Source organism: Massilia sp. Bi118 (assembly GCF_918697865.1).
In the GTDB taxonomy this organism is placed as follows: Bacteria; Pseudomonadota; Gammaproteobacteria; order Burkholderiales; family Burkholderiaceae_D; genus Telluria.
Map to the genome: position 1 here is coordinate 131629 of NZ_CAKKMV010000014.1, position 24901 is coordinate 156529.

Annotated in this window: 22 protein-coding genes; 5 read left to right on the plus strand and 17 right to left on the minus strand. The window is 66.6% G+C overall.

Translation table 11 applies throughout. From position 1 onward, the window contains the following. The first annotated feature begins 117 nt into the window (after window positions 1-117). Together LQV39_RS20200 and LQV39_RS20205 are read left to right on the plus strand one after the other, a co-directional pair. Window positions 118-1515 (plus strand): cystathionine beta-synthase, encoded by a 1398-nt coding sequence (locus LQV39_RS20200; RefSeq protein WP_230028264.1) that lies wholly within the window; start codon window positions 118-120, stop codon window positions 1513-1515. Next, a complete protein-coding gene (locus tag LQV39_RS20205) occupies window positions 1512-2690 on the plus strand; it encodes a PLP-dependent aspartate aminotransferase family protein (protein ID WP_230028266.1) in 1179 nt (392 codons plus the stop codon). Before LQV39_RS20200 ends, LQV39_RS20205 begins: the two co-directional genes overlap by 4 nt. On the opposite strand, the gene LQV39_RS20210 is transcribed toward LQV39_RS20205, so the two are convergent. From LQV39_RS20210 to clpS, 4 genes are all read right to left on the minus strand, one after another. Further along, a complete protein-coding gene (locus tag LQV39_RS20210) occupies window positions 2691-6062 on the minus strand; it encodes a S41 family peptidase (protein WP_230028268.1) in 3372 nt (1123 codons plus the stop codon). A 92-nt stretch (window positions 6063-6154) separates the two neighbouring features. After that, window positions 6155-7732, minus strand: coding sequence for a methyl-accepting chemotaxis protein (locus LQV39_RS20215; RefSeq protein ID WP_230028270.1), 1578 nt, complete (start codon window positions 7730-7732; stop codon window positions 6155-6157). Between the two features lie 120 nt (window positions 7733-7852). After that, entirely contained in the window at window positions 7853-10153 is a 2301-nt protein-coding gene (gene clpA / locus LQV39_RS20220; protein WP_230028272.1) for an ATP-dependent Clp protease ATP-binding subunit ClpA, read from the minus strand. Further along, window positions 10150-10452 carry an ATP-dependent Clp protease adapter ClpS gene (gene clpS / locus LQV39_RS20225; protein ID WP_027864722.1) on the minus strand — a complete coding sequence of 101 codons (303 nt, stop codon included), beginning with the start codon at window positions 10450-10452 and terminating at the stop codon, window positions 10150-10152. The genes clpA and clpS overlap by 4 nt, the downstream gene beginning before the upstream one ends. 346 nt (window positions 10453-10798) lie before the next feature. Here clpS and LQV39_RS20230 point away from each other — a divergent pair, with 346 nt between their 5' ends. After that, window positions 10799-11002 (plus strand): cold-shock protein, encoded by a 204-nt coding sequence (locus LQV39_RS20230; RefSeq protein ID WP_036165387.1) that lies wholly within the window; start codon window positions 10799-10801, stop codon window positions 11000-11002. Between the two features lie 80 nt (window positions 11003-11082). Here LQV39_RS20230 and icd read toward each other — a convergent pair whose 3' ends face one another. Next, on the minus strand, window positions 11083-12336 hold the full coding sequence (gene icd / locus LQV39_RS20235) for an NADP-dependent isocitrate dehydrogenase (RefSeq protein ID WP_230028274.1): 1254 nt from the start codon (window positions 12334-12336) through the stop codon (window positions 11083-11085). 58 nt (window positions 12337-12394) lie between these two features. Here icd and LQV39_RS20240 point away from each other — a divergent pair, with 58 nt between their 5' ends. After that, the gene (locus LQV39_RS20240) at window positions 12395-12961 is read left to right on the plus strand and encodes a pseudouridine synthase (protein WP_230028276.1); all 567 of its coding nucleotides are present in this window, start codon (window positions 12395-12397) and stop codon (window positions 12959-12961) included. A 310-nt stretch (window positions 12962-13271) separates the two neighbouring features. Here the strand turns inward: LQV39_RS20240 and rpsT are convergent, their stop codons facing one another. Beyond that, the gene (rpsT, locus tag LQV39_RS20245) at window positions 13272-13538 is read right to left on the minus strand and encodes a 30S ribosomal protein S20 (RefSeq protein ID WP_047823157.1); all 267 of its coding nucleotides are present in this window, start codon (window positions 13536-13538) and stop codon (window positions 13272-13274) included. A gap of 200 nt (window positions 13539-13738) precedes the next feature. Here rpsT and murJ point away from each other — a divergent pair, with 200 nt between their 5' ends. Further along, window positions 13739-15289, plus strand: coding sequence for a murein biosynthesis integral membrane protein MurJ (murJ, locus tag LQV39_RS20250; protein WP_230028283.1), 1551 nt, complete (start codon window positions 13739-13741; stop codon window positions 15287-15289). 27 nt (window positions 15290-15316) lie between these two features. Here the strand turns inward: murJ and LQV39_RS20255 are convergent, their stop codons facing one another. From LQV39_RS20255 to gspG, 11 genes are read right to left on the minus strand one after another with little or no spacing between them, the layout of a single operon-like run. Then, window positions 15317-16132 carry a type II secretion system protein gene (locus tag LQV39_RS20255; protein WP_230028291.1) on the minus strand — a complete coding sequence of 272 codons (816 nt, stop codon included), beginning with the start codon at window positions 16130-16132 and terminating at the stop codon, window positions 15317-15319. Window positions 16133-16161: 29 nt separating this feature from the next. Then, window positions 16162-16536: a type II secretion system protein gene (locus LQV39_RS20260; protein ID WP_230028298.1), complete on the minus strand. Its 375-nt coding sequence runs from the start codon at window positions 16534-16536 to the stop codon at window positions 16162-16164. Between the two features lie 4 nt (window positions 16537-16540). Next, on the minus strand, window positions 16541-17017 hold the full coding sequence (locus LQV39_RS20265) for a type II secretion system protein (RefSeq protein ID WP_230028304.1): 477 nt from the start codon (window positions 17015-17017) through the stop codon (window positions 16541-16543). Continuing rightward, window positions 17014-18990 carry a secretin N-terminal domain-containing protein gene (locus tag LQV39_RS20270; RefSeq protein ID WP_230028383.1) on the minus strand — a complete coding sequence of 659 codons (1977 nt, stop codon included), beginning with the start codon at window positions 18988-18990 and terminating at the stop codon, window positions 17014-17016. Before LQV39_RS20270 ends, LQV39_RS20265 begins: the two co-directional genes overlap by 4 nt. Further along, window positions 18990-19574 (minus strand): hypothetical protein, encoded by a 585-nt coding sequence (locus LQV39_RS20275; RefSeq protein ID WP_230028311.1) that lies wholly within the window; start codon window positions 19572-19574, stop codon window positions 18990-18992. Before LQV39_RS20275 ends, LQV39_RS20270 begins: the two co-directional genes overlap by 1 nt. Continuing rightward, window positions 19571-20161, minus strand: coding sequence for a hypothetical protein (locus tag LQV39_RS20280; RefSeq protein ID WP_230028317.1), 591 nt, complete (start codon window positions 20159-20161; stop codon window positions 19571-19573). The genes LQV39_RS20275 and LQV39_RS20280 overlap by 4 nt, the downstream gene beginning before the upstream one ends. Next, window positions 20158-20712 carry a PilN domain-containing protein gene (locus LQV39_RS20285; protein ID WP_230028323.1) on the minus strand — a complete coding sequence of 185 codons (555 nt, stop codon included), beginning with the start codon at window positions 20710-20712 and terminating at the stop codon, window positions 20158-20160. Before LQV39_RS20285 ends, LQV39_RS20280 begins: the two co-directional genes overlap by 4 nt. Then, window positions 20709-21518 carry a hypothetical protein gene (locus LQV39_RS20290; RefSeq protein WP_230028329.1) on the minus strand — a complete coding sequence of 270 codons (810 nt, stop codon included), beginning with the start codon at window positions 21516-21518 and terminating at the stop codon, window positions 20709-20711. The genes LQV39_RS20285 and LQV39_RS20290 overlap by 4 nt, the downstream gene beginning before the upstream one ends. Beyond that, window positions 21511-23184 carry a GspE/PulE family protein gene (locus LQV39_RS20295; protein ID WP_230028385.1) on the minus strand — a complete coding sequence of 558 codons (1674 nt, stop codon included), beginning with the start codon at window positions 23182-23184 and terminating at the stop codon, window positions 21511-21513. The genes LQV39_RS20290 and LQV39_RS20295 overlap by 8 nt, the downstream gene beginning before the upstream one ends. 17 nt (window positions 23185-23201) lie before the next feature. Continuing rightward, window positions 23202-24395: a type II secretion system F family protein gene (locus tag LQV39_RS20300; protein WP_230028335.1), complete on the minus strand. Its 1194-nt coding sequence runs from the start codon at window positions 24393-24395 to the stop codon at window positions 23202-23204. A gap of 29 nt (window positions 24396-24424) precedes the next feature. Further along, the gene (gspG, locus tag LQV39_RS20305; protein WP_230028342.1) at window positions 24425-24847 is read right to left on the minus strand and encodes a type II secretion system major pseudopilin GspG; all 423 of its coding nucleotides are present in this window, start codon (window positions 24845-24847) and stop codon (window positions 24425-24427) included. Window positions 24848-24901: the final 54 nt, after the last annotated feature.

Consider the following 24901-nt stretch of genomic DNA (forward strand, 5'->3'; position numbering starts at 1 on the left):
ACGCGGGAACCATGTCGCGCGACAAAGCAGACCATAGAAATCCGCCGTAACATGCTTTGTTTATACGGCATGGCGCCGCCGCACGAAGCGGCGTCCGACCCGCATTCGGAGGCAATCATGAAAGCTTCGCAGCCTGCTCCACAGCCCGCATCTTCCGCCGCAATCTTCTCCCTGATCGGCAATACCCCGCTGGTCGAGGTCACCCGGTTGGACACCGGTCCCTGCCAGCTCTTCCTCAAACTCGAATCCCAGAATCCCGGCGGCTCCATCAAGGACCGCATCGGCCGCGCCATGATCGAGGCGGCGGAGCTGGACGGGCGCCTGCAGCCCGGCGGCACCGTGGTCGAAGCGACCGCCGGCAATACCGGCCTGGGCCTGGCGCTGGTGGCCCGCATCAAGGGCTACCGCGTGGTGCTGGTGGTGCCGGACAAGATGGCGGCCGAAAAGGTGCTGCACCTGAAGGCCCTCGGCGCCGAGATTCACCTGACCCGCTCGGACGTCGGCAAGGGCCATCCCGAGTACTACCAGGACTATGCGGCGCGGCTGGCGCGCGAAATTCCCGGCGCCTGGTTCGCCGACCAGTTCAACAACCCTGCCAATCCGCTGGCCCACGAAACCGGCACCGGCCCCGAGATCTGGGAGCAGATGAAGCACGAGGTGGACGCGATCGTGGTCGGCGTCGGCTCGTCCGGCACCCTGACCGGCCTGTCGCGCTATTTCGCGAAGGTGCAGCCGGACGTGGAATTCGTGCTGGCCGATCCGCAGGGCTCGATCCTGGCCGAGTACGTGCGCATCGGGCAGGTGTCGACAGTCTCGGGCTCGTGGGCGGTCGAGGGCATCGGCGAGGATTTCATCCCTTCGATTGCCGACCTGTCGCGCGTGCGCCGGGCCTATACCATCGGCGACGAGGAAAGCTTCAACACCGCGCGCGCCCTGCTGCGCCAGGAAGGCCTGCTGGCCGGCTCTTCCACCGGCACCCTGCTGGCCGCGGCCCTGCGCTACTGCCGCGAGCAGAGCACGCCCAAGCGCGTGGTCACCTTCGTGTGCGACACCGGCACGCGCTACCTGACCAAGGTCTACAGCGACGGCTGGATGGTCGACCAGGGACTGCTGCAGCGCCCGCGCACGGGCGATTTGCGCGACCTGATCGGGCGCCGCTTCGACGACGGCGACGTCGTCACCGTGGCCCCGGGCGACACTCTGCTAACCGCCTTCAACCGCATGCGCAGCGCCGACCTGGCCCAGCTGCCCGTCATCGACCGGGGCCGCCTGGTCGGGCTGGTGGACGAATCCGATATCCTCATGCACGTGACCGACGAGCGTGAGCATTTCCAGGCGCCGGTGTCCGGCACCATGACTTCCGCGCTGCAGACCCTGCCACCGTCGGGCAGCATGCATCAGGTGAGGGAAATCCTCGACCGCGGCCTGACCGTGGTGATCGCGGAAGGCGACCGTTTTTACGGCCTGATCACGCGCTTCGACCTACTCAACCATCTGCGCAGGACCCTGAAATGAGCGAAAGCAAAGACAAGCGCCACATCGCCACCCGCGTCATCCACGGCGGCCAGGCGCCCGACCCCTCCACCGGCGCGGTGATGCCGCCGATTTACGCGACCTCCACCTTCGCCCAGGAGAGCCCGGGCGTGCACAAGGGCCTCGATTACGGCCGCTCGCACAACCCGACCCGCTGGGCGCTGGAGCGCTGCGTGGCCGACATCGAAAGCGGCGGCGCGGCCTTCGCCTTCGCGTCCGGCCTGGCGGCCATCTCCGCGGTGCTGGAGCTGCTGCCGGCCGGCTCGCACATCGTCGCCGGCGACGACATGTATGGCGGCACCTACCGCCTGTTCGAACGCGTGCGCCGCCACAGCGCCGGCCACGAATTCAGCTACGTCGACCTGACCGACCCGCTGGCCCTGGCCAATGCGCTGCGCCCTGAGACGAAGATGGTGTGGGTCGAGACGCCGACCAACCCGATGCTCAAGCTGGCCGACCTGCACGCCATCGGCGCGCTGTGTCGCGAGCGCGGCGTCCTCAGCGTGTGCGACAACACATTCGCCAGCCCCATTGTGCAGCGCCCACTGGAGCAAGGCATCGACATCGTGGTGCACTCGACCACCAAATACATGAACGGCCATTCAGATGTCATCGGCGGGGTGGCGGTGGTCGGCACGGAAGCGCGCCACCAGGCGCTGCGTGAACGCCTCGGCTTCATCCAGAATGCGGTGGGCGCGATCCAGGGGCCCTTCGACAGCTTCCTGGTGCTGCGCGGTATAAAGACCCTGGCCCTGCGCGTGGAGCGCAGCTCGTCCAATGCGATGGAGCTGGCGCATTGGCTGGAAGACCAGCGCAAGGTCAGCCGCGTCTGGTACCCGGGCCTGGCCTCGCATCCGCAGCACGAGCTGGCGCGGCGCCAGATGCACGGCTACGGCGGCATCATCTCGATCGACCTCGACACCGACCTGGCAGGTGCGCGCCGCTTCCTCGAGCATTGCGAAGTCTTCACCCTGGCCGAAAGCCTGGGCGGCGTGGAAAGCCTGATCGAGCACCCGGCCATCATGACCCATGCGACCATCCCGCCGGAGCAGCGGGCGGCTTTGGGTATCGGCGATGGCCTGATCCGGCTGTCGGTCGGCATCGAGCATGTCGACGACCAGCGCGCCGATCTGGCGCGGGCACTGGCCGCCGTTTGATTAGCGTTTAAGGGCAGGAATCGCAGCCGGCTTCCAGGGCTTCACCGGCTGCTCCTTCAGCTTCTTCTCCAGCAGTTCGATGGCGGCTTCGAGCTGGCGGTCGCGCCCGTTGAAAGTCTCGTTCGGCAAGTTGTCGACCTCGACGTCCGGGGTCACACCCACGCCTTCGATCAGCCAGTCGCCATCGCTCGAGAACTGGCCGTTCTCGGCGACGCGCGCCATGCCGTTGTCCGCCAGGCCGTTGCCGTCGCTGAGCCAGACGCCGGCGCCGGCGGTGCGCTTGCCGACCAGGGGCCCCAGCTTCAGGGCCTTGACGCCGGCGGCAAAGGTCTCGCCGTCGGAATAGGTCAGCTCGTCCGTCAGCACCACCAGGTGGCCGCGGAAGGTGTTCTGCATGTTCGAGTAGGGCTGCTTGCCGTTCGAGGACCAGAAGGCCCAGGAGCGGCGCAGCAGCTTTTCGATGATCCAGCTGTCGATGTTGCCGCCGTTATTGCGGCGCACGTCGATGATCAGGCCTTCCTTGTTGATGTTGGCGTAGAAGTCGCGCGCAAAGGCGTTGATGTCGCGCGCCACCATGGCGCGCAGGTGCAGGTAGCCGATCTTGCCTTTCGAGCTCGTGTCGACCTGCTGTGCCCTGCCCTGTTCCCAGTCGGCGTAGCGCAGGCTGGCGTGGGTGGCCATCGAGACCGGGGTCACGATGAGGGCGCGTGGTTTGGCGCCTGCTTTGGCGTCGCTCTTCACGTTCAGCAGCACCTGCTTGCCGGCGGTGTCCAGCAGCAGGTCGGCGATGTCGCGCGCTTCCGTCAGCGACTTGCCGTTGACGGCCGTGATGATGTCGCCCTCCTTCACCTTGACGTCCGGCGCGGCCAGCGGGCCGGCCTCCAGCGGCAGTTCCGGTTCGCTGCGGTAGACATGGTCGACGCGGTAGCCGTCGGCTACACGGGTCAGCACGGCGCCCAGGCTGGCGGGCGTGCCCTCGGCCGGCGCACGGCGCACGTCGCCGGGACGGATCTGCGAGTGCAGCGCGCCGACCTCGCCGACCATCATGCCCAGCACATCGTCCAGTTCCGCGCGATCGGTCACGCGTTCGACCAGTGGCGCGTAGCGGGTGCGCACGGCGTTCCAGTCGATGCCGCGCATCCTGGCGTCGTACAGGAAGTCGCGGTGCATGCGCCAGGCGTCGTTGAACATCTGCTTCCATTCCATGCGCGGGTTCGAGCTCACCGCCCAGTCGTCGATCTTGACCTTGGCCTTGCTGACATCCGCGGGCGCCTTGGCGGCGGCGTCGACGATCAGCATGTCGCCCGGCGTGCCCTTGGCCCAGGTGCGGTAGAAAACGTGCTTGTGGTCGGTGGAGAGGCCGAATTCGCGCACGTTGGCGGCAAAGGTCTCCGGCTGCGGGCTGCTGCGCGCGATCGCCAGGGTCTTCAAAGTGCCCTTGCCGGCTTCGTCGTCGCCGGCTTCGAGCAGGTAGAGGCGCTTGTCGTCGACCGCCAGCGCACGGTAGTTGCCCGGCGCGACAGGCACTTCGTACAGGCGCTCGCGCAGGCCGGCGTAGACGATGGCCGGCGTCGGCGGCTCCGGTTTCGTCTTGGCGGCCGCGTTCGCTGCTGCAGCCGCCGCAGCGACCGCCGCGCCCTTGGCGCTGTCCGGCTCTTCCGCGCCCGGCGACTTCACGGCCGCCTTGGCCGCCGCCTCGGGCGACTTCTCTTCCGGCCTGGTCAGCTCGTCTTCCGGCTTGAAGGGGAAGCGCACGTCCGGCTGCAGCGCCAGCGCGAACACGCCGACGCGCTTGTCGAACACCGGTCCCATGTTGCGGTCGCCCCAGACCGAGTTCTTGCCGTCCACGTTGAAGTGGCGCGCCGACAGGAAGTACAGCCATTTGCCGTCCGGCGAGAAGGCCGGCGAGCTGGCCTCGTAGCGGTCGGTGGTCACAAAAGTGATCGTGCGGCTCGCCAGGTTGAACATGCCGATCTGGTCGCGCCGCTCGCTGCTGCCGGCGCGCACGAAGGCCAGGTTGCGGCTGTCGGGCGACCACACCACCTGATCCGAACGGTCGAGGCCTGCCTGGCCGGCATCGTCGATGATGACATTGGTGCGCGCGGCCAGGTCGAGCAGCCAGGTGCGGCCCTTCTTGTCGGTGTGCGCCAGCCATTTGCCGTCCGGCGAGGGGTAGAGGGCCGAGCGGTGGCTGGCGCCGTCCGTGGTCAGGCGTTCGCCGTGGCCGGAACCGTCGGCGGCGTAGCGCCAGATTTCGTTTTCGCCGCTGTTGTCGGCGATCGCATAGACCCATTTGTCGTCGTGGCTGAAGACGGCGCCGCGGGCGCGGGCGCCTTCCGGCACCGCGATCTCGACGCGGCGATGGCTGCCGGTGCCGGCGATCGTCACGCGGCCGCGCGCGGTCAGCACGATACGATCAAGCTTGCTGGCGACCTCGATGCCGGTCAGGGCGTCGAGCGGCGACTTCACGCGGCGCAGGCGCTGCTGGTCGAAGTCCGACACCAGGCTGGCGCTCAAGGTCGCATCGCTGCCGCTGGCGATGTCGAACAGATGCAGATCGGCGCCCAGCTGGTAGGCGATGCGGCCGTCGCCGAGCGAGGCGGTGCGCACGTCCCAGGCCTTGTGGTGGGTGAGCTCGCGGCGGTCGCTGCCGTCCGGGAGCGCCGTCCACAGATTGTCGGCGCCGCCGGCATCGCTGATGAAGTAGAGGCGGCCCTTCCACCACATGGCGCGGCGGTTGTTCGAGACATCGCTCTTGAACAGCGGCTCGGCCTCGTTTTTCGAATTCAGGTCGAACCGCCACAGTTGCGCGTAGGCGCCGCCGCGGTAGGACTTCACGTTATCGTTGGTCATCGACAGACCCATGCGCGTGAAGTAGACCGTGCGGCCGGTGTCGTCCAGCACGGCGTCGTTGGCGTCGGCCAGCGGCAGCACCCGGCGCGTGAGCTTGACCGGATCCAGCGTGGCGACCACGCGGCGCTTGGCTGGCCCGACCGGGTTTTCGAGGCTGACCAGGACCTCGCCCTGCGCCGTCCAGCCGAGCACGTTCACGCCGCCGTTTTCAAAGGTGATGCGCTTGGGCAGTCCGCCTTCGATCGGCATCACATAGGCTTCCTGGGCGCCCTCGTAGGAAGCGATGAAGGCGACCAGCTTGCCGTCCTGCGAAATGGCGGCATGGGTTTCGCTTGAGGGGTGGGTGGTCAGGCGCGTGGCCTTGCCCCCTAGAATCGACGTGCGCCAGAGGTCGCCCTCGGCGGTGAACACGACCGTGTCGCCGCGCACGGCGGGAAAACGGAAATAAGGATCGGCGGCGGCGGCCTGCTGGCCGATGAGTGCGAGCGACAGCGCAAGGACGGTGCGGGAGACGTTCATGTTCACTTAGACAAGTTTGCTAGAGAACATGAGTTTGCCATAGTGAAACGGCCAGTTGGCGTGCATACGTGCAAAAAAGAGTAGGCCCAGCCTCAGGCCGGCAGCAGCAATGCTCCTCTCCCCTGCTCACTCACCTTGAAGGTCGCCACCACGCCGGTCAGCTGTTCGGCCTGCGCGCGCATGGTCTCGGCAGCCGCCGCGGCCTGCTCGACCATCGCGGCATTCTGGCGGGTCGCCTCATCCATTCCGGCGACGGTGCGGCGGACCTGGGCAATGCCCTCGGCCTGCTCGGCGCTGGCGGCGTCGATGGCTTTCATCAGGTCGGCCACCTGCTGCACGCGGCCGAGTATCTGGCGCATGGTCGCGCCGGCGCTGCCCGCAATGCCCGCGCCGGATTCGATGGCGCCGAGCGAGGCCGCGATCAGGGTCTTGATCTCCTTGGCCGCCGCGGCCGAGTGCCGGGCCAGGCTGCGCACCTCGTTGGCGACCACGGCAAAGCCGCGTCCCTCCGCGCCGGCCCGCGCCGCTTCCACCGCCGCGTTCAGGGCCAGGATATTGGTCTGGAAGGCGATTCCGTCGATCATCGCCGTCATGTCGCCGATCTTCGCGGCCGACTGGCGGATCGTGGCCATGCGCTCCACCATCTGCTCGACCGCGCCCGCCCCTTCCCTAGCGACGCCGGAGGCCGCCAGCGCCAGTTCGCTGGCGTCGTGGGCGTTCAGGTGGTTCTGCTGGACGGTTTCAAGCAGCCCGGCCATCGCCTGGACCGTCGCGTGCAGGCTGCTGGCCTGGTGCTCGGTGCGCTGCGAGAGGTCGCGGTTGCCGGCGGCAATGTCGGCCGAGGCGTCGTCGATCAGGCGGGCGCTGTACAGAACTTTCACGACGGTGGCCGAGACGCCGCCCGTCATATGGTTCAGGGCGTCGAACAGGCGGCCGATCTCATCGCCGCGCGCGTGGCGGATGGTGGCGCTGAGGTCGCCCCGGGCGACGCGTTCGGCCAGCTGCACCGCGTCCTGCAGCGGCGCGACGATGCTGCGCGTGAGCAGCCAGCCGGCTGCACCGCCCAGCAGTAGCGCGGCGCCGCCCACGGCCAGCAGCAGCATGCGGCTGAACAGCGAGGCGCTGCTTGATGTTGCCGCGAGTTCGCGCGCATGGCGGGTCTGCCAGGCCAGTAGGGCATCGAGCGCCCTGGTGTAGGCCTCGAAGCTGGCGGCCATGACGGTCGAGGCCAGCTGTTCGACTTCCTGGGTCTTGCCGAGGTCCTTGGCCTGGAACACCTGCCTGCGCACAGCCAGCCAGGCCGCCTTGCGCTGTGCGGCCTGCTCCGCCAGGCGCCGCTCCTCCAGGCTTGAAGGCATGGCTTTCAGGCGCGCTTCGAGCGCGGCCTCCTCCTTGTCGCCCCTGGTCAGCTGGGCCTGGAAATAGTCGCCCGCCTCCAGGCTGTCGCTGCGCGCGATGGCGCCGGCGCGCACCCCGTTCAGGCGCGCCATGCCCAGCAATTCGGCGGTGAGCTGCTGGCTGGCCAGCCTGTTGTCGACGAGGTCCTTCGTCAGCGCGTCGCCCGCCTGCATGCGCCACAAGGCGACGATGCAGATGACGACGATGGCGGCGGAAACGGCGGCGAAGGCGCCGATGATCTTGGTACCGGTCTGGATCCTGGAGAGGCGCATGGTGGCGTGGGCGGAAGCGAAGATGGCGGCAGTATAGGATTGCCATATGACAACTTCATGACCACGCCCCGGGCCAGGATGACAGGCGAAAAAAAACCCCGCCGGGGCGGGGTTCTGCGATTACTCGATCTCGACCGTTTCGACCGGCTCCGGCGGCGGCGGGACGTCGCCTTCCGGGAACTCGAGGAAGACGTCGTCCTTCTCGTTCAGGTCCACGGTCACGCGTCCACCGTTGACCAGGCGGCCGAACAGCAGCTCGTCGGCCAGCGCCTTGCGGATCATGTCCTGGATCAGGCGCGACATCGGACGGGCGCCCATCTGCGGATCGAAGCCCTTCTTGGCCAGGAACTTGCGCAGCTTCTCGCTGAAGACGGCCTCCACCTTCTTCTCGTGCAGTTGCTCTTCCAGCTGCATCAGGAACTTGTCCACGACGCGCAGGATGATTTCCTCGTCCAGCGCGCGGAAGCTGATGATCGCATCCAGGCGGTTGCGGAACTCCGGCGTGAACATGCGCTTGATGTCGGCCATCTCGTCGCCTGCCGCCTTCGAATCCACGAAGCCCACCGAGCGCTTGGTCAGGCTTTCGGCGCCCGCGTTCGTGGTCATGATGATGATCACGTTGCGGAAGTCCGCCTTGCGGCCGTTGTTGTCGGTCAGCGTGCCATGGTCCATCACCTGCAGCAGGATGTTGAAAATGTCCGGGTGGGCTTTTTCAATTTCGTCCAGCAGCAGCACCGCGTGCGGCTTCTTGGTGATGGCCTCGGTCAGCAGGCCGCCCTGGTCGAAGCCGACATAGCCCGGCGGGGCGCCGATCAGGCGCGACACCGCATGGCGTTCCATGTACTCCGACATGTCGAAGCGCACCAGCTCGATGCCGAGGATGAAGGCCAGTTGCTTGGCCACCTCGGTCTTGCCGACGCCGGTCGGACCGGAGAACAGGAAGGAGCCGATCGGCTTGTCCTGCTTGCCCAGGCCCGCACGGGCCATCTTGATCGCGGCCGACAGCGCTTCGATGGCCGGGTCCTGCCCGAACACCACGTTGCGCAGGTCGCGGTCGATGGTCTGCAGCTTGCTGCGGTCGTCCTGGTTGACGGTTTGCGGGGGGATCCGCGCGATCTTCGCGATGATGTCCTCGATCTCCGTCTTGCCGATGGTCTTCTTCTGCTTCGACTTCGGCAGGATGCGCTGGGCCGCGCCGGCTTCGTCGATCACGTCGATCGCCTTGTCGGGCAGGTGACGGTCGTTGATGAAGCGCGCCGCCAGTTCCGCCGCGGTGGAGAGCGCCGACGACGAGTACTTCACGCCGTGGTGCTCTTCGAAGCGCGACTTCAGGCCGCGCAGGATCTGCACGGTCTGCTCGACCGAAGGCTCGTTGACGTCGACCTTCTGGAAGCGGCGGCTCAGTGCGTGGTCCTTCTCGAACACGCCGCGGAATTCCGTGAACGTGGTCGCGCCGATGCACTTCAGCTGGCCGTTCGCCAGGGCCGGCTTCAGCAGGTTCGAGGCGTCGAGCGTGCCGCCCGAAGCCGAACCGGCGCCGATGATCGTGTGGATCTCGTCGATGAACAGGATCCCGTTCGGCGTGTCCTTCAGCTGCTTCAGCACCGCCTTCAGGCGCTGCTCGAAGTCGCCGCGGTATTTGGTGCCGGCCAGCAGCGCGCCCATGTCAAGCGAATACACGACGGCATTCTGCAGGATCTCCGGGACGTCTTCCTGGACGATGCGCCAGGCCAGGCCTTCGGCGATCGCGGTCTTGCCGACGCCGGCCTCGCCCACCAGCAGCGGATTGTTCTTGCGGCGGCGGCACAGGATCTGGATCACGCGGTCGACTTCTTCCTCGCGGCCGATCAGCGGATCGATCTTGCCGTCGGCAGCCGACTTGTTCAGGTTCTGCGTGAACTGGTCCAGCGGGCTTTCCTTCGTCGCACCTTCGACCTGCGCTTCTTCCACGCCTTCCGACGCCTTCTGGCTGTCGATCTGCTGGTCCTTGCGCACGCCGTGCGAGATGAAATTGACCACGTCGAGACGGGTCACGCCCTGCTGGTGCAGATAATAGACCGCGTGCGAATCCTTCTCGCCGAAGATCGCCACCAGCACGTTGGCGCCGGTGACTTCCTTCTTGCCGTTCGAGGCGGATTGCACGTGCATGATCGCACGCTGGATCACGCGCTGGAAACCGAGGGTCGGCTGGGTGTCGACCTCGCCCGTGCCGGGCACGGTCGGGGTGTTGTCGCCGATGAAATTCGTCAAGGTCTTGCGCAGATCTTCGATGTTGACCGCGCACGCACGCAGGACTTCAGCGGCCGAGGGGTTGTCGAGTAGCGCCAGCAGCAGGTGTTCGACCGTGATGAACTCGTGCCGAGCCTGCCGGGCTTCGACAAAGGCCATATGTAAAGAGACTTCCAATTCCTGCGCAATCATACTTCCTCCATCACGCACTGCAGGGGATGCCCTGCCTTGCGCGCATGCGTTAATACAAACTCCACTTTGGTACACGCTATATCTTTGGAAAACACGCCGCACACCCCTTTACCATGGCGATGTACGGAAAGCATGATCTGCGTCGCCGTCTCGCGATCCTTATTGAAGTACTCCTGGATGATGGCGACCACGAACTCCATGGGTGTGTAGTCGTCATTCAGCAGCGCCACCTGGTACAGGGGGGGTGGCTTTACGGTCTGCCGCTCCAGCAGCTGTTCGGTATCGTGCTTGGTTGCCATAAGAGTATTCTAAGATGCTTTCGCTGTTCGTGCGTACGTTAACAATCAGGGACAATCAGGGTAGTTTCCTGTGCGATCCCATGTGCTTTCCATCTTACGCGTTTTCCCTGCTGCGCGCAGATGGCGCCCCGATTGCAAAAATCAAGACCTTGTTCTAAAGCAGTAGTGAAAGTTTTTACAACACGTGCTCAAAAGCGCTTGACTTACAAGATTATTGCAACAACAATGCAGTTATTGACATGTACTTATGTACTAGTTGATAAGAAGTGAGCAGGCTGAGGAGGGGGCAAGAAGCTTCTTGCTTTTATGGCTCGTGTGATTCGTTTTTAAAATCGAAGGTTATTTTATGGCAACAGGTACTGTGAAGTGGTTCAATGATTCCAAAGGTTTTGGCTTCATCACCCCAGATGACGGCGGCGAGGATTTGTTCGCGCACTTCTCCGCAATCAACATGAACGGTTTTAAGACCCTCAAAGAAGGTCAAAAAGTCCAATTCGAAGTCACGCAAGGCCCTAAAGGCAAGCAAGCTTCCAACATCGTCGGCGCGTAAGCGTTCGCCAGGAAGCAAAAAGCCCCGCTTCGGCGGGGCTTTTTTATGCCGGCGCGGCTTGCTCCCGCCGCGCCCTCCTCTCACATGTTCTCGATCATGACCTCGCCGAAGCCCGAGCACGACACCTGGGTCGCGCCTTCCATCAGGCGGGCGAAGTCGTAGGTCACGCGCTTCGAGGTGATCGCCTTTTCCATCGAGCTGATCAGGAGGTCGGCCGCTTCCGTCCAGCCCATGTGGCGCAGCATCATCTCGGCCGACAGGATCAGCGAGCCCGGGTTCACATAGTCCTTGCCGGCATACTTGGGCGCGGTGCCGTGGGTGGCCTCGAACATCGCCACCGAGTCCGACATGTTGGCGCCGGGCGCGATGCCGATGCCGCCGACCTGGGCCGCCAGCGCATCCGAGACATAGTCGCCGTTCAGGTTCAGGGTGGCGATCACGCTGTACTCGGCCGGGCGCAGCAGGATCTGCTGCAGGAAGGCGTCGGCGATCGAATCCTTGACCGTGATGTCGCGGCCGGTCTTCGGATTCTTGAACTTGCACCACGGGCCGCCGTCGATCAGCTCGGCGCCGAATTCCTTCTGCGCCAGCGCATAGCCCCAGTCGCGGAAGCCGCCTTCCGTGTACTTCATGATATTGCCCTTGTGGACCAGGGTCACCGAAGGCTTGTCGTTGTCGATCGCATACTGGATCGCCTTGCGCACCAGGCGCTCGGTGCCTTCGCGCGAGACCGGCTTGACGCCGATGCCGGAGGTCTCCGGGAAGCGGATCTTTTTCACGCCCATCTCGTTCACGAGGAAATCGATGATCTTCTTCGCGCCCTCGGATTCGGCGGCCCATTCGATGCCGGCATAGATGTCTTCGGAGTTCTCGCGGAAGATCACCATGTCGGTCTTCTGCGGCTCCTTCAGCGGCGAAGGCACGCCGGCGAAGTAGCGCACCGGGCGCAGACACACGTACAGGTCCAGCTCCTGCCGCAGCGCCACGTTCAGCGAACGGATGCCGCCGCCGACCGGGGTCGTCAGCGGCCCCTTGATCGACACCACATATTCCTTTACCGCGGCCAGGGTCTCGGGCGGCAGCCAGACGTCGGGGCCGTAGACCCGGGTCGACTTCTCGCCGGCGAAAATCTCCATCCAGCTGATCTTGCGCTGGCCGCCGTAGGCTTTCGCCACCGCCGCGTCGACCACTTTCAGCATCACCGGGCTGATGTCCACGCCGGTGCCGTCGCCCTCGATGTACGGAATGATGGGCTGGTCGGGCACGTTCAGCGAGCAATCCGGGTTGACGGTGATTTTCCTGCCTTCGGCTGGCACTTGAATATGTTCGTACATCGTGGGGTCTCCGAAATACAATATCGATGATTGCTATTTTGCTCTAAAAACCTCTTCCATGTCCCTTATCTTATTCAATAAGCCATTCCAGGTCCTTTGCCAGTTCAGCGCCGAAGACGGCCGCGCCTCGCTCGCCGACTATATAGATATCCCCAACATCTACCCGGCCGGCCGCCTGGACGCCGACAGCGAAGGCCTGATGCTGCTGACCGACGACGGCAAACTGCAGCACCGCATCGCCCATCCGGACCAGAAGGAAGCCAAGACCTATATCGTGCAGGTGGAAGGCGTGGCCGAGCCTGCCCTGCTCGCCCGCCTGCAGGCGCCGCTCGACCTCGGCGACTTCGTGACCAAGCCCTGCCGCGCTGTGAAGATCGCCGAACCCGACTGGCTGTGGCCGCGCAACCCGCCGATCCGGCAACGCCAGGACAAGCCAACCAGCTGGATCGCGATCACGCTCGAAGAGGGAAAGAACCGGCAGGTGCGGCGCATGACGGCCGCGGTCGGCCTGCCGACCCTGCGCCTGGTACGCATGAGCATCGGGCCCTTCTCGCTGTCCAGCCACCCGCTCATGCCCGGTGAATGGATGGAAGTGCCGGCCGAGGCGGTAGGCCCTAAAAAGTAAGCCAAAATTCGGGGTCAGAGCACTTTTTGGAGCAATGAAAATTCGGGGTTAGAGCACTTTTGGAGCAATGTCCAGATTGCACTTTCTAGCATGAGTCACTTGGCGAGGAGGTAGCGGTGCCCGTATGAGACCACCCAAGTATGCTCGCAGGCACTTACCTCAAAAAGTGCTCTGACCCCGAATTGCAGCCAAAAAGTGCTCTGACCCCGAATTTACGGGTACAGGCAACGAAAAAACCCGCCGGACCTGGGGTCGGGCGGGTTTTTCATCCTGCAGAACCTGCACGGCAGAGGCCGCGCGGGGGTGTCGCTTAGGCCGACAGGGCCTTGATAGCGGCAGCCAGACGGCTCTTGTGGCGAGCGGCCTTGTTCTTGTGGATGATTTTCTTGTCAGCGATGCTGTCGATGGTCGACACGGACTGCTGGAAGATGGTGGTCGCAGCGGCCTTGTCGCCAGCCTGGATGGCCTTCTTGACAGCCTTGATCGCGGTGCGCAGGGTCGAGCGCTGAGCCGAGTTGTGAGCGTTTTGCTTAACTGCTTGACGAGCGCGCTTACGCGCCTGTGCGGTATTTGCCATGGAATTTCCTAATCGGTGTAAGTTGCGTCCGCAAACACCTCAAACGATTAGTGTCTGCCAACTGAATTCAATACAGCCCTCGATTATAGCGAAGGTTTCATCGCAGGGCAATTCCAAATTCATACTCGAGTCCGCTTTTGCCCGGAAAAAGCGACGTCCGGCGGTTTCCGTGGGCTATTGCCCAGCTATAATCGCGGGCTATGAACCTACTTCGAACCCTGGCAGCCATCTCGAGCATGACGATGGTTTCCCGCCTCACCGGCCTGCTGCGCGACACCCTGTTCGCCCGCGCTTTCGGCGCCAACCCCTACACCGATGCCTTTTATATAGCCTTCCGCCTGCCCAACCTGCTGCGCCGGCTGTTCGGCGAAGGCGCCTTTTCGCAAGCCTTCGTGCCCATCCTGGCCGAGTACAAGACGCAGAAGGGCGAGGCGGCCACCAGGAGCCTGGTCGACCACGTCGCCAACACCCTGGTCTGGGCGACCGTGCTGGTCAGCGTGCTCGGCATCGTCGGCGCGCCGCTGATCCTGATGGGCATCGCCAGCGGCCTGGACGGTGACGGTTTCGACAAGGGCGTCGTCATGACGCGCCTGATGTTCCCCTACATCGCCTGCATGTCCTTCGTGGTGCTGTCGGGCGCCGTGCTCAACACCTGGCGCGAATTCAAGATCCCGGCCTTCACGCCGGTGTTGTGGAACCTGTCCTCGATCTTCTTCTCGCTCTTCCTGGTGAAGTATTTCGAAGTGCCGATCTATTCGATGGCGGTGGCCGTGATGGTCGGCGGCGTGGCCCAGATCGCGATCCAGATCCCGGCCCTGAAGCGCATCGGCATGCTGCCGCGCCTTTCCCTCAATCCGCTTGCCGGCCTCAGCGACCCCGGCGTGCGCCGCATCCTCAAGAAGATGGGGCCGGCCGTGTTCGCCGTCTCCGCCGCCCAGATCAGCCTGCTCATCAATACCAACTACGCCTCCAACATGGGCGGCGGCGCCGTCTCGGTGCTGCAATACGCAGACCGCCTGATGGAATTCCCGACCGGGATCCTGGGCGTGGCGCTCGGCACCATCCTGCTGCCCAGCCTGTCCAAAGCCAACACCGAGGGCGACATCACCGAATACTCGGCCCTGCTCGACTGGGGCCTGCGCCTGACCCTGCTGCTGGCACTGCCCGCCGCGGTCGGCCTGGCGGCGCTGTCGACGCCGCTGATCGCCACCCTGTTCAACTATGGCGCGTTCAAGGCCGCCCACGTGGCCGCCGCCACCGCGCCGCTGATGGCCTATGCGGTCGGCCTGCTGGGCATCATCCTGGTCAAGATCCTGGCGCCGGCCTTCTACGCGCGCCAGGACATCCGCACCCCGGTGCGCATCGCGATCGGCGTGCTGGTCGCCACGCAGCTGATGAACCTGCTGTTCGTGCTGGTGCTGGGCATGGGCGTGGCCGGGCTGGCGCTGTCGATCGGCATGGGCGCCTGCATCAACGCCCTCTTCCTGTACCTGGGCCTGCGCCGCCGCCAGATCTACACCCCGCACGCCGGCTGGCTGCCCTTCTTCGTCAAAGTGGTCCTGGCGACCGCGCTGATGGGCGCGGCGGCCTGGGTCAGCCAGGGGCAGCTCGACTGGGCCGCGCTGCGCGCGCATCCGATCCTGCGCATCGGCGCCCTGCTGCTGATCATCGGCCTCAGTGCGGCCGTCTATTTCGCGGTGCTGTTCGCGCTGGGCTTCCGTCCGCGCGACTTCATGCGCCGCGCCAAGTAGTCCCGGACCGATCCCGGCGAGGGGGCGTCAACGCCGGTTGGCGTCGCGCGCTTCCTTGTCCTTGCGCTCCCGCTCGTCCCTGGCGTCCTTCTCGTCGTCGCCGGAGCCCGAATCTTCGGATTGCTGCGGCGGCTCTGGCGCTTCCGGCTGCTCGGCCTTCTCGGGCGGCGCCTGAGCGGGTTCGGGCGGCGGCGGCTCCGCCGGCGAGGGCTTCATCGTGCCCGGATTGCCGCGCCCCGGGAACAGCGAAGGCGGGTCCGATGGCGCCGGCGCCGGCGGCTGGCCAGTCGCGGGCTGGCCCGGCTGCCCGAACAGACCCGGTTGACCGGGCTGTCCCTGCCCCGGCTGACCGATCTGCCCCTGGGCCACGCCCTTCCCGGTCGCCGCAAATTTCCAGTCCGCGAGGTGCTCGCGGTTCTCCAGGTTCTGGAAGCGCGCATCGAAGTTCGCCTGCTTCAGCGGCCTGGCCTGCGACAGGCTGTACACGGCCAGCACGCCGCTGCCGCCACTGCCATTGATGCCTGTTCCCTTGTTCAGCCAGACGATGCCCCACTCGGCCTTGCCGGTGATCGGGTCGACGAAGATCTTGCGCAGATGGCGACGCACGCCCGGCACGCGCGGGTCCTTCAGCAGCTCTTCCAGCGATGGCGGCTGGGTCGGCTGGCCGCGCGGGGTCGCTTCCGCATAGCTGGTCAACGCGGCGGAAAAAGCCGCGCCGATCTCCAGCAGTTCTTCCTCGGCGGCGGCGCGCCGCAGCAGCGCATCTGCCTTCAGGGTGGCGGCGCCCACCAGGCCGATGATCGCCACCAGCACGATCAGGCCGACGTAGGTGAAGCCGCCCACACGGCCCGGTCTGAACGGAGGCTGCGCCGCTACCATTCCGAATATGGCTTGCCGTTGCGCCCCTTGCCCTCAGCGCTGCTGTGCAGGTCGTAGACGCTGCCGCGCGACGGATCCTCGGGCGGCACGATGACCCAGTTGTCGTCGCTCTCCGCAATCGGATCCGCCGGCAGGTGGGGCAGGTATTTTTTCTCGACCAGCTGCTCCAGCGATTCCGGATAGCGCCCGGTGTCGGCATAGAACTGGTCGATCACGGCGCGCGTGGTGCGCAGGTTCTCGGCCAGGATGGTCTCTTTCGTCTTGTCGACGCTGGGGAAGAAACGCGGCACGGCCAGCGTCAGCAGCAGGGCCACGATGCCCAGCACGATCAGCAGTTCGATCAGGGTGAATCCGCGATTGCGCTTCATGAGCTCACCACTTGTTGTACGCGATGCCATTGAGTCCCACGCGGCCGGAGAGCGAATACACATCGTACACGTCGTTGCCTTCGCGCGGCGCCGATGCCTCGCTGGCGTAGCTGCGCTTGCCCCAGGTCTGGGCGTCGTCCAAAGCCGCATCGCCGGCAAAGGGATCGCGCGGCAGGCGACGCAAAAAATAAATCTTGGCCTTCTTCGGATTGCGCTGGTCGACCACGCCGTCCACCAGCAGTTGCAGCTTCGGCGGGTAGCCCGTCGCGCCAACGGTTTTGGGGATGCGGCCTTCGTCGCTGGCCTTTTTATAGGCGTCGATGGCCAGGCGGATCTCGCGCAGGGCCAGGCGCAGGTCCTGTTCGTGGCGGCGCTGCACGGCCATGCTGGCGCTAGGCGCCACCATCGCCCCCAGCAATGCCAGGATGGCGAGCGTGACCAGCAGCTCGATCAGCGTGAAGCCGCGCGCGCGACGCATCATTGTTTGGCCGGCAGCGGCGTCACGCCCGGTTGCGGGACCGGCACTGCCTGCACGCCCGGCGTGGATGGCAAGGCTGTCGCGGGGTTCGACGGCGGCGCGCTCGGGGGCTGTCCACCCATGTTGACGCTGGTAGCCGGGACCATCGCCGGCGCCGGCTGCGCCACGGCCGGCAAAGGCGGCTGCGGACGTCCCGGCAGCGCGGCCGGCAGCCGCACCGTGCCGTCCGGGCGGCGCCGGAAGCTGGCCTCGGTGCCGGCGTTGAACTCGGCGGCGTTGGCGGCCGGGCGCTGGATATTGCGCACCAGGTGAGGCGTGATCGACAGCACCACCTCGGTCTTGTCGCGGGTATCCTGCCGGCTGCCGAACAGGCGCCCGATGATCGGCAGGTCGCCCAGTCCCGGCAGGTGGGACGCGCTGCTGCGCTCGTCGTTCTTGATCAGGCCCGCCAGCACCTGGTTCTCGCCATCCTTCAGCTGCAGCATGGTGGCGGCCGAGCGCGTGCCGATGCGGTAGGCGGTGGTGCCGCTCTTGGTCTCGATGGTGTCGACCAGGGTGCTGGCCTCGAGCGAAATGCGGATGCCGATCTCGTTGTTCAGGTAGATAGTCGGCTCGACGTTCAGGGTCAGGCCGACGTCGACGTAGTTCACCGACTCGGAGGCGAAGCCGCCGACGCCCGAGGAGATCGTCGTGGTGATGGTCGGCAGCTTGTCGCCGATGACGACCTTGGCCTTTTCCTTGTTGCGCACGCGGATGCGCGGCGCGGCCAGGGTGTTGGCGTCGCCGTCGGTCTTCTTCGCCGAGATCACCGCCGAGACGCCCGACACGCCGATGTTCCCGGAGTTCAGCCCGCGCAGCTGGTCGATCGTCAGCGGCACGTCGCCGACATTTTTCAAGGGTGCGAACGACAGTGCGGTCGGCCAGTCGACGCCGAGGTCGAGCAGGCGGTTGCGCTGCACTTCCAGCACCTCGACGTCGAGCACGACCTCGGGCTCCGGCACGTCCTGCAGCTGCACCAGCTGGGTGGCCAGCTTGACCGCCTCCGGGCTGTCGCGCAGGATCACCAGGTTCAGCTTCTCGTCCACCACCACGTCGCGCGATTTCAGGATGGTCTTGAGCGTGTTGGCGATGCTCTTCGCCTCCGCGTTCGCCAGGTAGAAGGTCTTCACCGTCATCTCCTGGTATTCCTTCTGCTTGGCCGCCACGTTCGGGTAGATCAGGATGGTGTTGCCGTCCATGACCTGGCGCTCCAGCTGGTTGGTCATCAGGAGGTAGTAGACGGCCGATTCGACGGTGCTGTTCTTCAGGAAGATGGAGGCGCGCTGGTCGGTCTTGACGTCCTTGTCGAACAGGAAGTTCAGGCCCGAGTGGCGCGCGATGACCTCGAAGATCTGCTTGATGGGAGCGTCGCGGAACTCCAGGCTGATCGGCGTGCGGAAGGCCGCCGCCAGCGCCGCCTCGGCGGGCGCGGCGGCGTTCTTTTCGTTAACCTCGGCCAGCAGCTGGCGCGCCGGCTCGTGGCTCGGGCGCTCGCTCAGGATCGCGCCCAGCTTTTGGCGCGCGGCCTCATAGTCCTTGCGCTCGATGGCGGCGCGCGCATCCTCGAACAGCACGGCATGGCGGCGGTCGGCCTCGACCTGGCGCAGGCCGGCGCGGGCGCGGTCGTTGACCGGATCGATGGCCAGCACGCGCTGGTAGTTCTCCAGCGCCGGCTGGACCTTGCCGTCGGCGATCTCGCGGTCGGCCTGGGTCAGCAGGCGGTTGGTGGCGCCGTCGCGCGCACGCAGCCAGGCCGTCTTGTAGGCGGCATTGGTCGGATCGGCGGCCACCGCTTCCTGGTACTTCAGCAGGCCGGCCTCGACCTTGTCCTGGGCCAGCAGCGCATTGCCTTCGCGGTAGGCCATCTGGCCGGCACACCCCGACAGCAGCACGGCCACCGCCACGCAGAGGGCCACATTCATCGACGGACGAGGCATCACTCGAACACTCCAATATTGAGCTGCTGAACGATGTTCAGCGGCAGGTAAGTCAGGGTCAGCACCGGCGGCGCGATGGCGTCGACCCGGTAAGTGCCGTCGATCAGGGTCTTGTCGCGCACGACGTAGGTGCGGTCGCCGCGCGCCAGGTAGACCTCCCAGACGCCGTCGGCCACCGACTTGCCGATGAAGTTGAAGGGCAGCGGCGGCGCGCTCGGCGGCGGAGGCGGCGGCGCAGGTTGAGGCGGCGGCGGAGGCGGCGTCCAGTCCTGGCGCCCGAAGACGCCATTTTCGGCCTGGCGGAACTGGGTGTCGCTGTCGCCGATCAGGATTTCGCGCGGGACCAGGGCCAGGATGGGCGCGCCGCCGGCGGCGGCACTGCCCTCGGCGGCGGGCGCACGCGCGGCAGGTGCCATGGTGGAGACAAGTCCGGGAGCAGGCGCGGGAACCAGCGTGGCGGTACGCGCAGCGGGTGTGCGTTCGACCGCCTCGGCCACGTCCGTATCCGGCGTGCGGTCGCCGAACAGCACCAGCAGCGCGGCGCCCGCCAGGGCCGCGCCCAGCACGAGGTGGCGCGGCTTCATGGCGCGTCCTTCAAATAGAAGGTCAGGCGCAGCCGCGCTTCCACGGCCGGGTCGCCGATGCTGTCGCGGCGGAAGCTGACGTCGTCCAGCGAGGCGAAGGGGATCGCGCGCAGCGCGCCGAAGGCGAACTGCCAGATCGCGCCATAGCTGCCCTTGACCGGCAGGTTGACCTGGTAGGTGCTCACGCGCGCGTTGCGGTCGTAGGCGGTCTTGTATTCGCCCTGGCTCAGCGACAGGCCGCTTTTTGCCGCCAGCGTGAACAGGGTCTTGACCTGCTGCTCGGCGTAGCGGCGCGGGCCCAGCGCGGCGTAGAAGGCTTCCAGGCTGCCCGCGGGCGGCGCCGGCGCCGGCGCAGCCTGCAGTGCCGGCGTTGCGGAGGCGGCGGCGGCCGGAGACGCTGCCTGGCGCGCAGCACGTGCGGCCAGCAGGGCCTCGCGTTCGGCGTCGAGTTCGACGTTCGCATGCAGGGTCCATGCCAGCCCTGCGGCGCAGGCCAGCAGGAGCACGCCGGCGCCCGCCGGCAGCGGATTCGCACGCAGCGCCAGTTGCAGGCGCAGCGCGAGCGGACCGAAGGCCGGCTGCTTCATTGCGCGGGCCTCCATCGGGCATCGAGCTGGAAGCGGATCGGACGGTTCGGATCCTGCTCGTTGATCTCGTGGCGGGTCAGGCTGACGGCGCTGAACCAGTCGCCGTTCTGCAGTTGCTCGACGTAGGCGATCATGTCGTCGCTGCTCTTGGCCTCGGCGGTGATGCGCACCGTGCTGCGGCGCGCGTCCGGCTCCAGCGCCAGCAGCGCGATCGTGGCCGGTGTGCCGGCCTGCACCGCGTCGTGCAGCGCGCGCCAGGGCAGGTTCAACTGCAGCACGGCGGCGTTCACGGCATTCGCCTGGGCCTCGGGCACCGGCGGACGCACAGCGACCGGCGCCCTGCTCGCCTGCGCCTGGGTGGCTACCCGTGCCTGCGCCTGCGCGCGCAACAGCTCGACTTCGCCCTGCTCGCGCCGCAGCCCGGCATGCGCGCCGGCCAGCGCCATGGCGACGAAAAACACGATCCACAACATGGCCCACGAATGGCGCGGCGTGCGCAGGACGCTGCGCGCCAGGCTGGGCGGCGCGAAATCGATGTTCACCTTCTTCATGGCGCGCTCCCCGTCATCGCCAGCCGGGCGCTGTCGGGCCACAGCGGATCGAGTTCGTCCTCGAACAGCGTGCAGGCGAACTTCAGGCGCCCGGCGCTGCTGGCCCAGCCCCTGGGCGCGGGGCCGCAGACCTGCAGGCGTTCCGGCCGGCCCAGGCCCACCCGCAGCGCTTCGCGGGCGACGTGGCCTTCCAGCCAGTCGCGGTCGGCGCCTTCCGGGATCGGCGCGGTGCGCACCGCCGCCAGCAGCGCGCCGTCGAAGGCGGCCACGCTCAGCACCCCGCCATGCACCACCCCGAACCAGGCGCCGGGGCGGCGCATCGAACGGTGCTGGTTCAGCGCGGCGACGAATTGCGGCACGACCTCGACCAGGCGGAAGCCCTGGCCGGCGGCGGCCTGCTGCAGCTGCGCCAGCAAGGCCTGCGGCACGGCGGACGCCAGGAAGGGCCGGGTGGCGCTCCAGTCGGCGCGGATCTGCCAGCCGGCCGGGCTGGCGCCGAACAGGGTCTGGTAGCGCAGCGCGCAGGCGGCTTCGAGGTCGGCCATGCGCGCGGCGCCGGGTGGCGGCGCGACCTGCCACAGGCGCACCAGTTCGTCGGACAGCACCACGCGCAGGGCCCAGCCTTCGCGCTCGTGGTCCGCCAGGATGCGTTCGGCTTCGCGCAGCACGGCGTCGACATTGTTTTCCTTGAAGCGCGCCTGCGCCAGCAACTGGGCGCGCTCGTGCGGCCAGATGCTGGTGCGCACCAGCGCCAGGCCGTCGGGCGCGAGGCCCAGCCGCAAGGACTGTCCGAACCACTTACGCATGCAGGGTCACCCGTTTGATTTCTTCGATGGTGGTGGCGCCGCGCCTGACCAGGTCGAGCGCCGCCAGGCGCAGGCTGCGCGTGCCGTTCGCCGCGGCGGCGGCCTTGATGCGGCGGATCGGCTGCTTGTCGACGATCAGCTCGCGGATCTCGTCGTTCAGGGTCAGGATCTCCGCGATCGAGCGGCGGCCTTTATAACCGGTGCCGCGGCAGTCGCCGCAGCCCTTCCCGCGCATGAACAGGTAGTCGCCCACCTCTTCCGGCTGCAGGTGCGCGGACGCCAGTTCGGCGCCGTCCGGCTCGTAGGGCGTGGCGCAGTGCGGGCAGTTCATGCGGATCAGGCGCTGGGCCCAGATGCCGTTCAGGGCCGAGACGAAGGCATACGGATCGATGCCCATGTGGGTGAAGCGGCCGAACACGTCGAACACGTTGTTGGCGTGGACAGTTGTTAAAACCAGGTGCCCGGTCAGCGCCGACTGCACCGCGATTTCCGCGGTCTCGCGGTCGCGGATCTCGCCGACCATGATCTTGTCCGGGTCGTGGCGCAGGATCGAGCGCAGGCCCTTCGCAAAGGTCAGGCCCTTCTTTTCGTTCACCGGAATCTGCAGGATGCCGGGCAGCTGGTACTCCACCGGGTCCTCGATGGTGATGATCTTCTCGCGCCCGTTGTGGATCTCGGTCAGAGCCGCGTACAAAGTCGTGGTCTTGCCCGAGCCGGTCGGCCCCGTCACCAGCAGCATGCCGTAGGCTTCCTGGGCCAGGCTGCGCAGGGTCGCCAGCGAAGGCGCGTCGAAGCCCAGCGCCTCCAGCGTCAAGGCGCCGTAGGACTCGATCATGGCGCGCTTGTCGAGGATACGGATGACCGCATCCTCGCCGTGGATGCTGGGCATGATGGAGACGCGCAGGTCGATCTCGCGCCCGCCGGATTCGACGCGGAAGCTGCCGTCCTGCGGGATGCGGCGTTCGGCGATGTCGAGTTCCGCCAGCACCTTCAGGCGCGAGATGATGTGCTCGGCCAGCTCGATGCCGCCGACCGAGGCCGCATGATCGAGCACGCCGTCGACGCGGTATTTAACGGCCAGGCCGCCGGCCGTGCTCTCCAGGTGGATGTCGGAGGCGCCGGCCTTCAGCGCATCGTACAGGGTGGAGTTGACGAGCTTGACGGCCGGGCTGGCGCCTTCCGACACCGAAGCAAAAGAAAGCACGGCCGCGGTCTTGCCGTCGCGCCGCCCTTCTCCACTGTCGCCGACCAGCGTATCGACCGCGCGCGCCGATTCCTCCTGCTTGCCCAGGTAGGCCTGGATGTCGCCGGCCAGCGCCAGGCGCAGGTGCAGCGGACGCGCCGCCGTGCAGCCGGCCTGCGCGGCCAGCCAGGTTTGCAGATCCAGGTCGAACGGATCGGCGATCACGCCGGTCAGCAGGCCTTGCGCATCGCGCAGCAGCACGCAATGGCGCGCCAGCGCGAGCGCCAGCGGCAGCAGGTCGAAGGCCGGCTGCTGGCCGAACATCTCGAGCGTCTCCATGACCGTCAGGCCGAAGGGCTCGGCCAGCTGGCGCACGATCTGGCGCGGTTCCTGGCCCGATAAAGCCTGCAGCTCCTCGACCAGCGAGCGCTGCGACTGGCGGCTCTGCGAGCGCGCGCGCGCCAGCAGGCCGGGGTCGAACATATCGACGCTTGAAACGCTCACGACATGTCTCCGGCAAGGTCGAAAATCGGCATGTAGAGCAGCACCACGATGGCGCCCACCACCAGGCCGATGGCGGCCATCAGCAGCGGCTCAAAGGTGCGCGTGAAGCGGTCGATCCAGCGCCCGATCTCGCCGTCGTAGAAGGCGGCCGAGCGGGTCAGCATCGGCCCCATCTCGCCGGTGCGCTCGCCCACCCGCAGCATGCGCAGCGAAATCGGCGTGGTCAGGCCATTGGCCTCGAAGGCGTCCGACAGCGGGCGCCCGGATTCGATCGCGCCCTTGGCCGCGCGCAGGCCGGCGCGGATGCCGGGCGAGACCATGCCCTGCACGGTCTCGATCGCGCTCACCAGCGTGATGCCGCCTTCGTTCAGCATGCCCAGGGTCAGGTAGAGGCGCGACAGTTCATACACGCGGGCACGCTCGCCGATGCCGGGCAGCTTTGCAAGCAAACGCGCCGCCCCGCCCTGACGCAGCGCGCGGCGGATGCCGAAGCCGGCCAGTGCGATCAGCGCGCCGAAGGACAGCAGCAGGCCGCCGGCGTGGCGGCCGGCGAACTGGCCCCACTCCAGCATCAGGCGCGACATCCACGGCAGGTTGCGGCCGGCGCCCTGGTAGACCTCGGCGAAGCGCGGCACCACATAGGACATCAGGAAGATCGAGACGCCGCCGCCCACCACCAGCAGGATCGCCGGGTAGATGGAGGCGCTGACGATTTTGGCGCGCACGGTATCGATGCGCTGCTGGTATTCGATATAGCGTTCGAGCGCGCGCGGCAGGTCGCTGGTGCCTTCGGCGGCGCGCACGATGCCGACATAGAGCGGCGGGAACAGGGCCGGCTGCTCGGCCAGTACGCCGGAGAAGCGCTTGCCCTCGCGCAGGCCGGCCAGCAGGCGTTCCAGCACCGCGCGGGTAGCGGGACTGGCTTCCTTTTCCAGCAGGGCCTCCAGGCCTTCGACGATGCCCAGGCCGGCGGTGAGCAAGGCCAGCAGCTCCTGGCTGAACAGCACCAGCGACAGTTTGCCGCCGCCACCGCGCCGGAATGCGAAGCCCGCCGCGCGCGCCGGCTCAACCGCGCTCACATACAGGCCGCGCGCCTCGACCTGGCGGCGCGCGTCCGCCTCATCCGAGGCATCGACCACCACGCTGGCGATGGTCATGTCGGGAGCGAGGGTGCGAACCGCGAACTGCATGGAAGCCGGAGAGAGAAAAGAGGAAACGCTTATTGCGAGCTGATATCGGCCGTTTCGCCGGCGCCGCCGGGCTGGCCGTCCTTGCCCAGCGAGACGATCTCGTACTCGCTCTTTGCGCCGGGCGCACGGTATTGGTAGGCATGACCCCAGGGGTCGGCCGGCACGCCTTTCTTCAGGTAGGGTCCATTCCATTTGCCGGCGGCGGTGGGCGGCGCGGTCATCAGGGCGTTCAGGCCCTCCTCGGTGGTCGGGTAGCGGCCGACGTCGAGACGGTAGGTATCGAGGGATTTTTCGAAGGCTTCGATCTGGGCGCGCGCGACGGTGACTTCGGACTTGCCGAGCTGCGAGAAATACTTGGGACCGACATAGGCGGCCAGCAGGCCGATGATGACGATGACCACCAGCAGTTCGAGCAGCGTGAAACCTGCGCGCCGGTACAGCTTTGAAACCATTTCTACTCCTTTGTGCCTTTGAGAACCATAGAGCGCCTAACAAAACCTCCATGG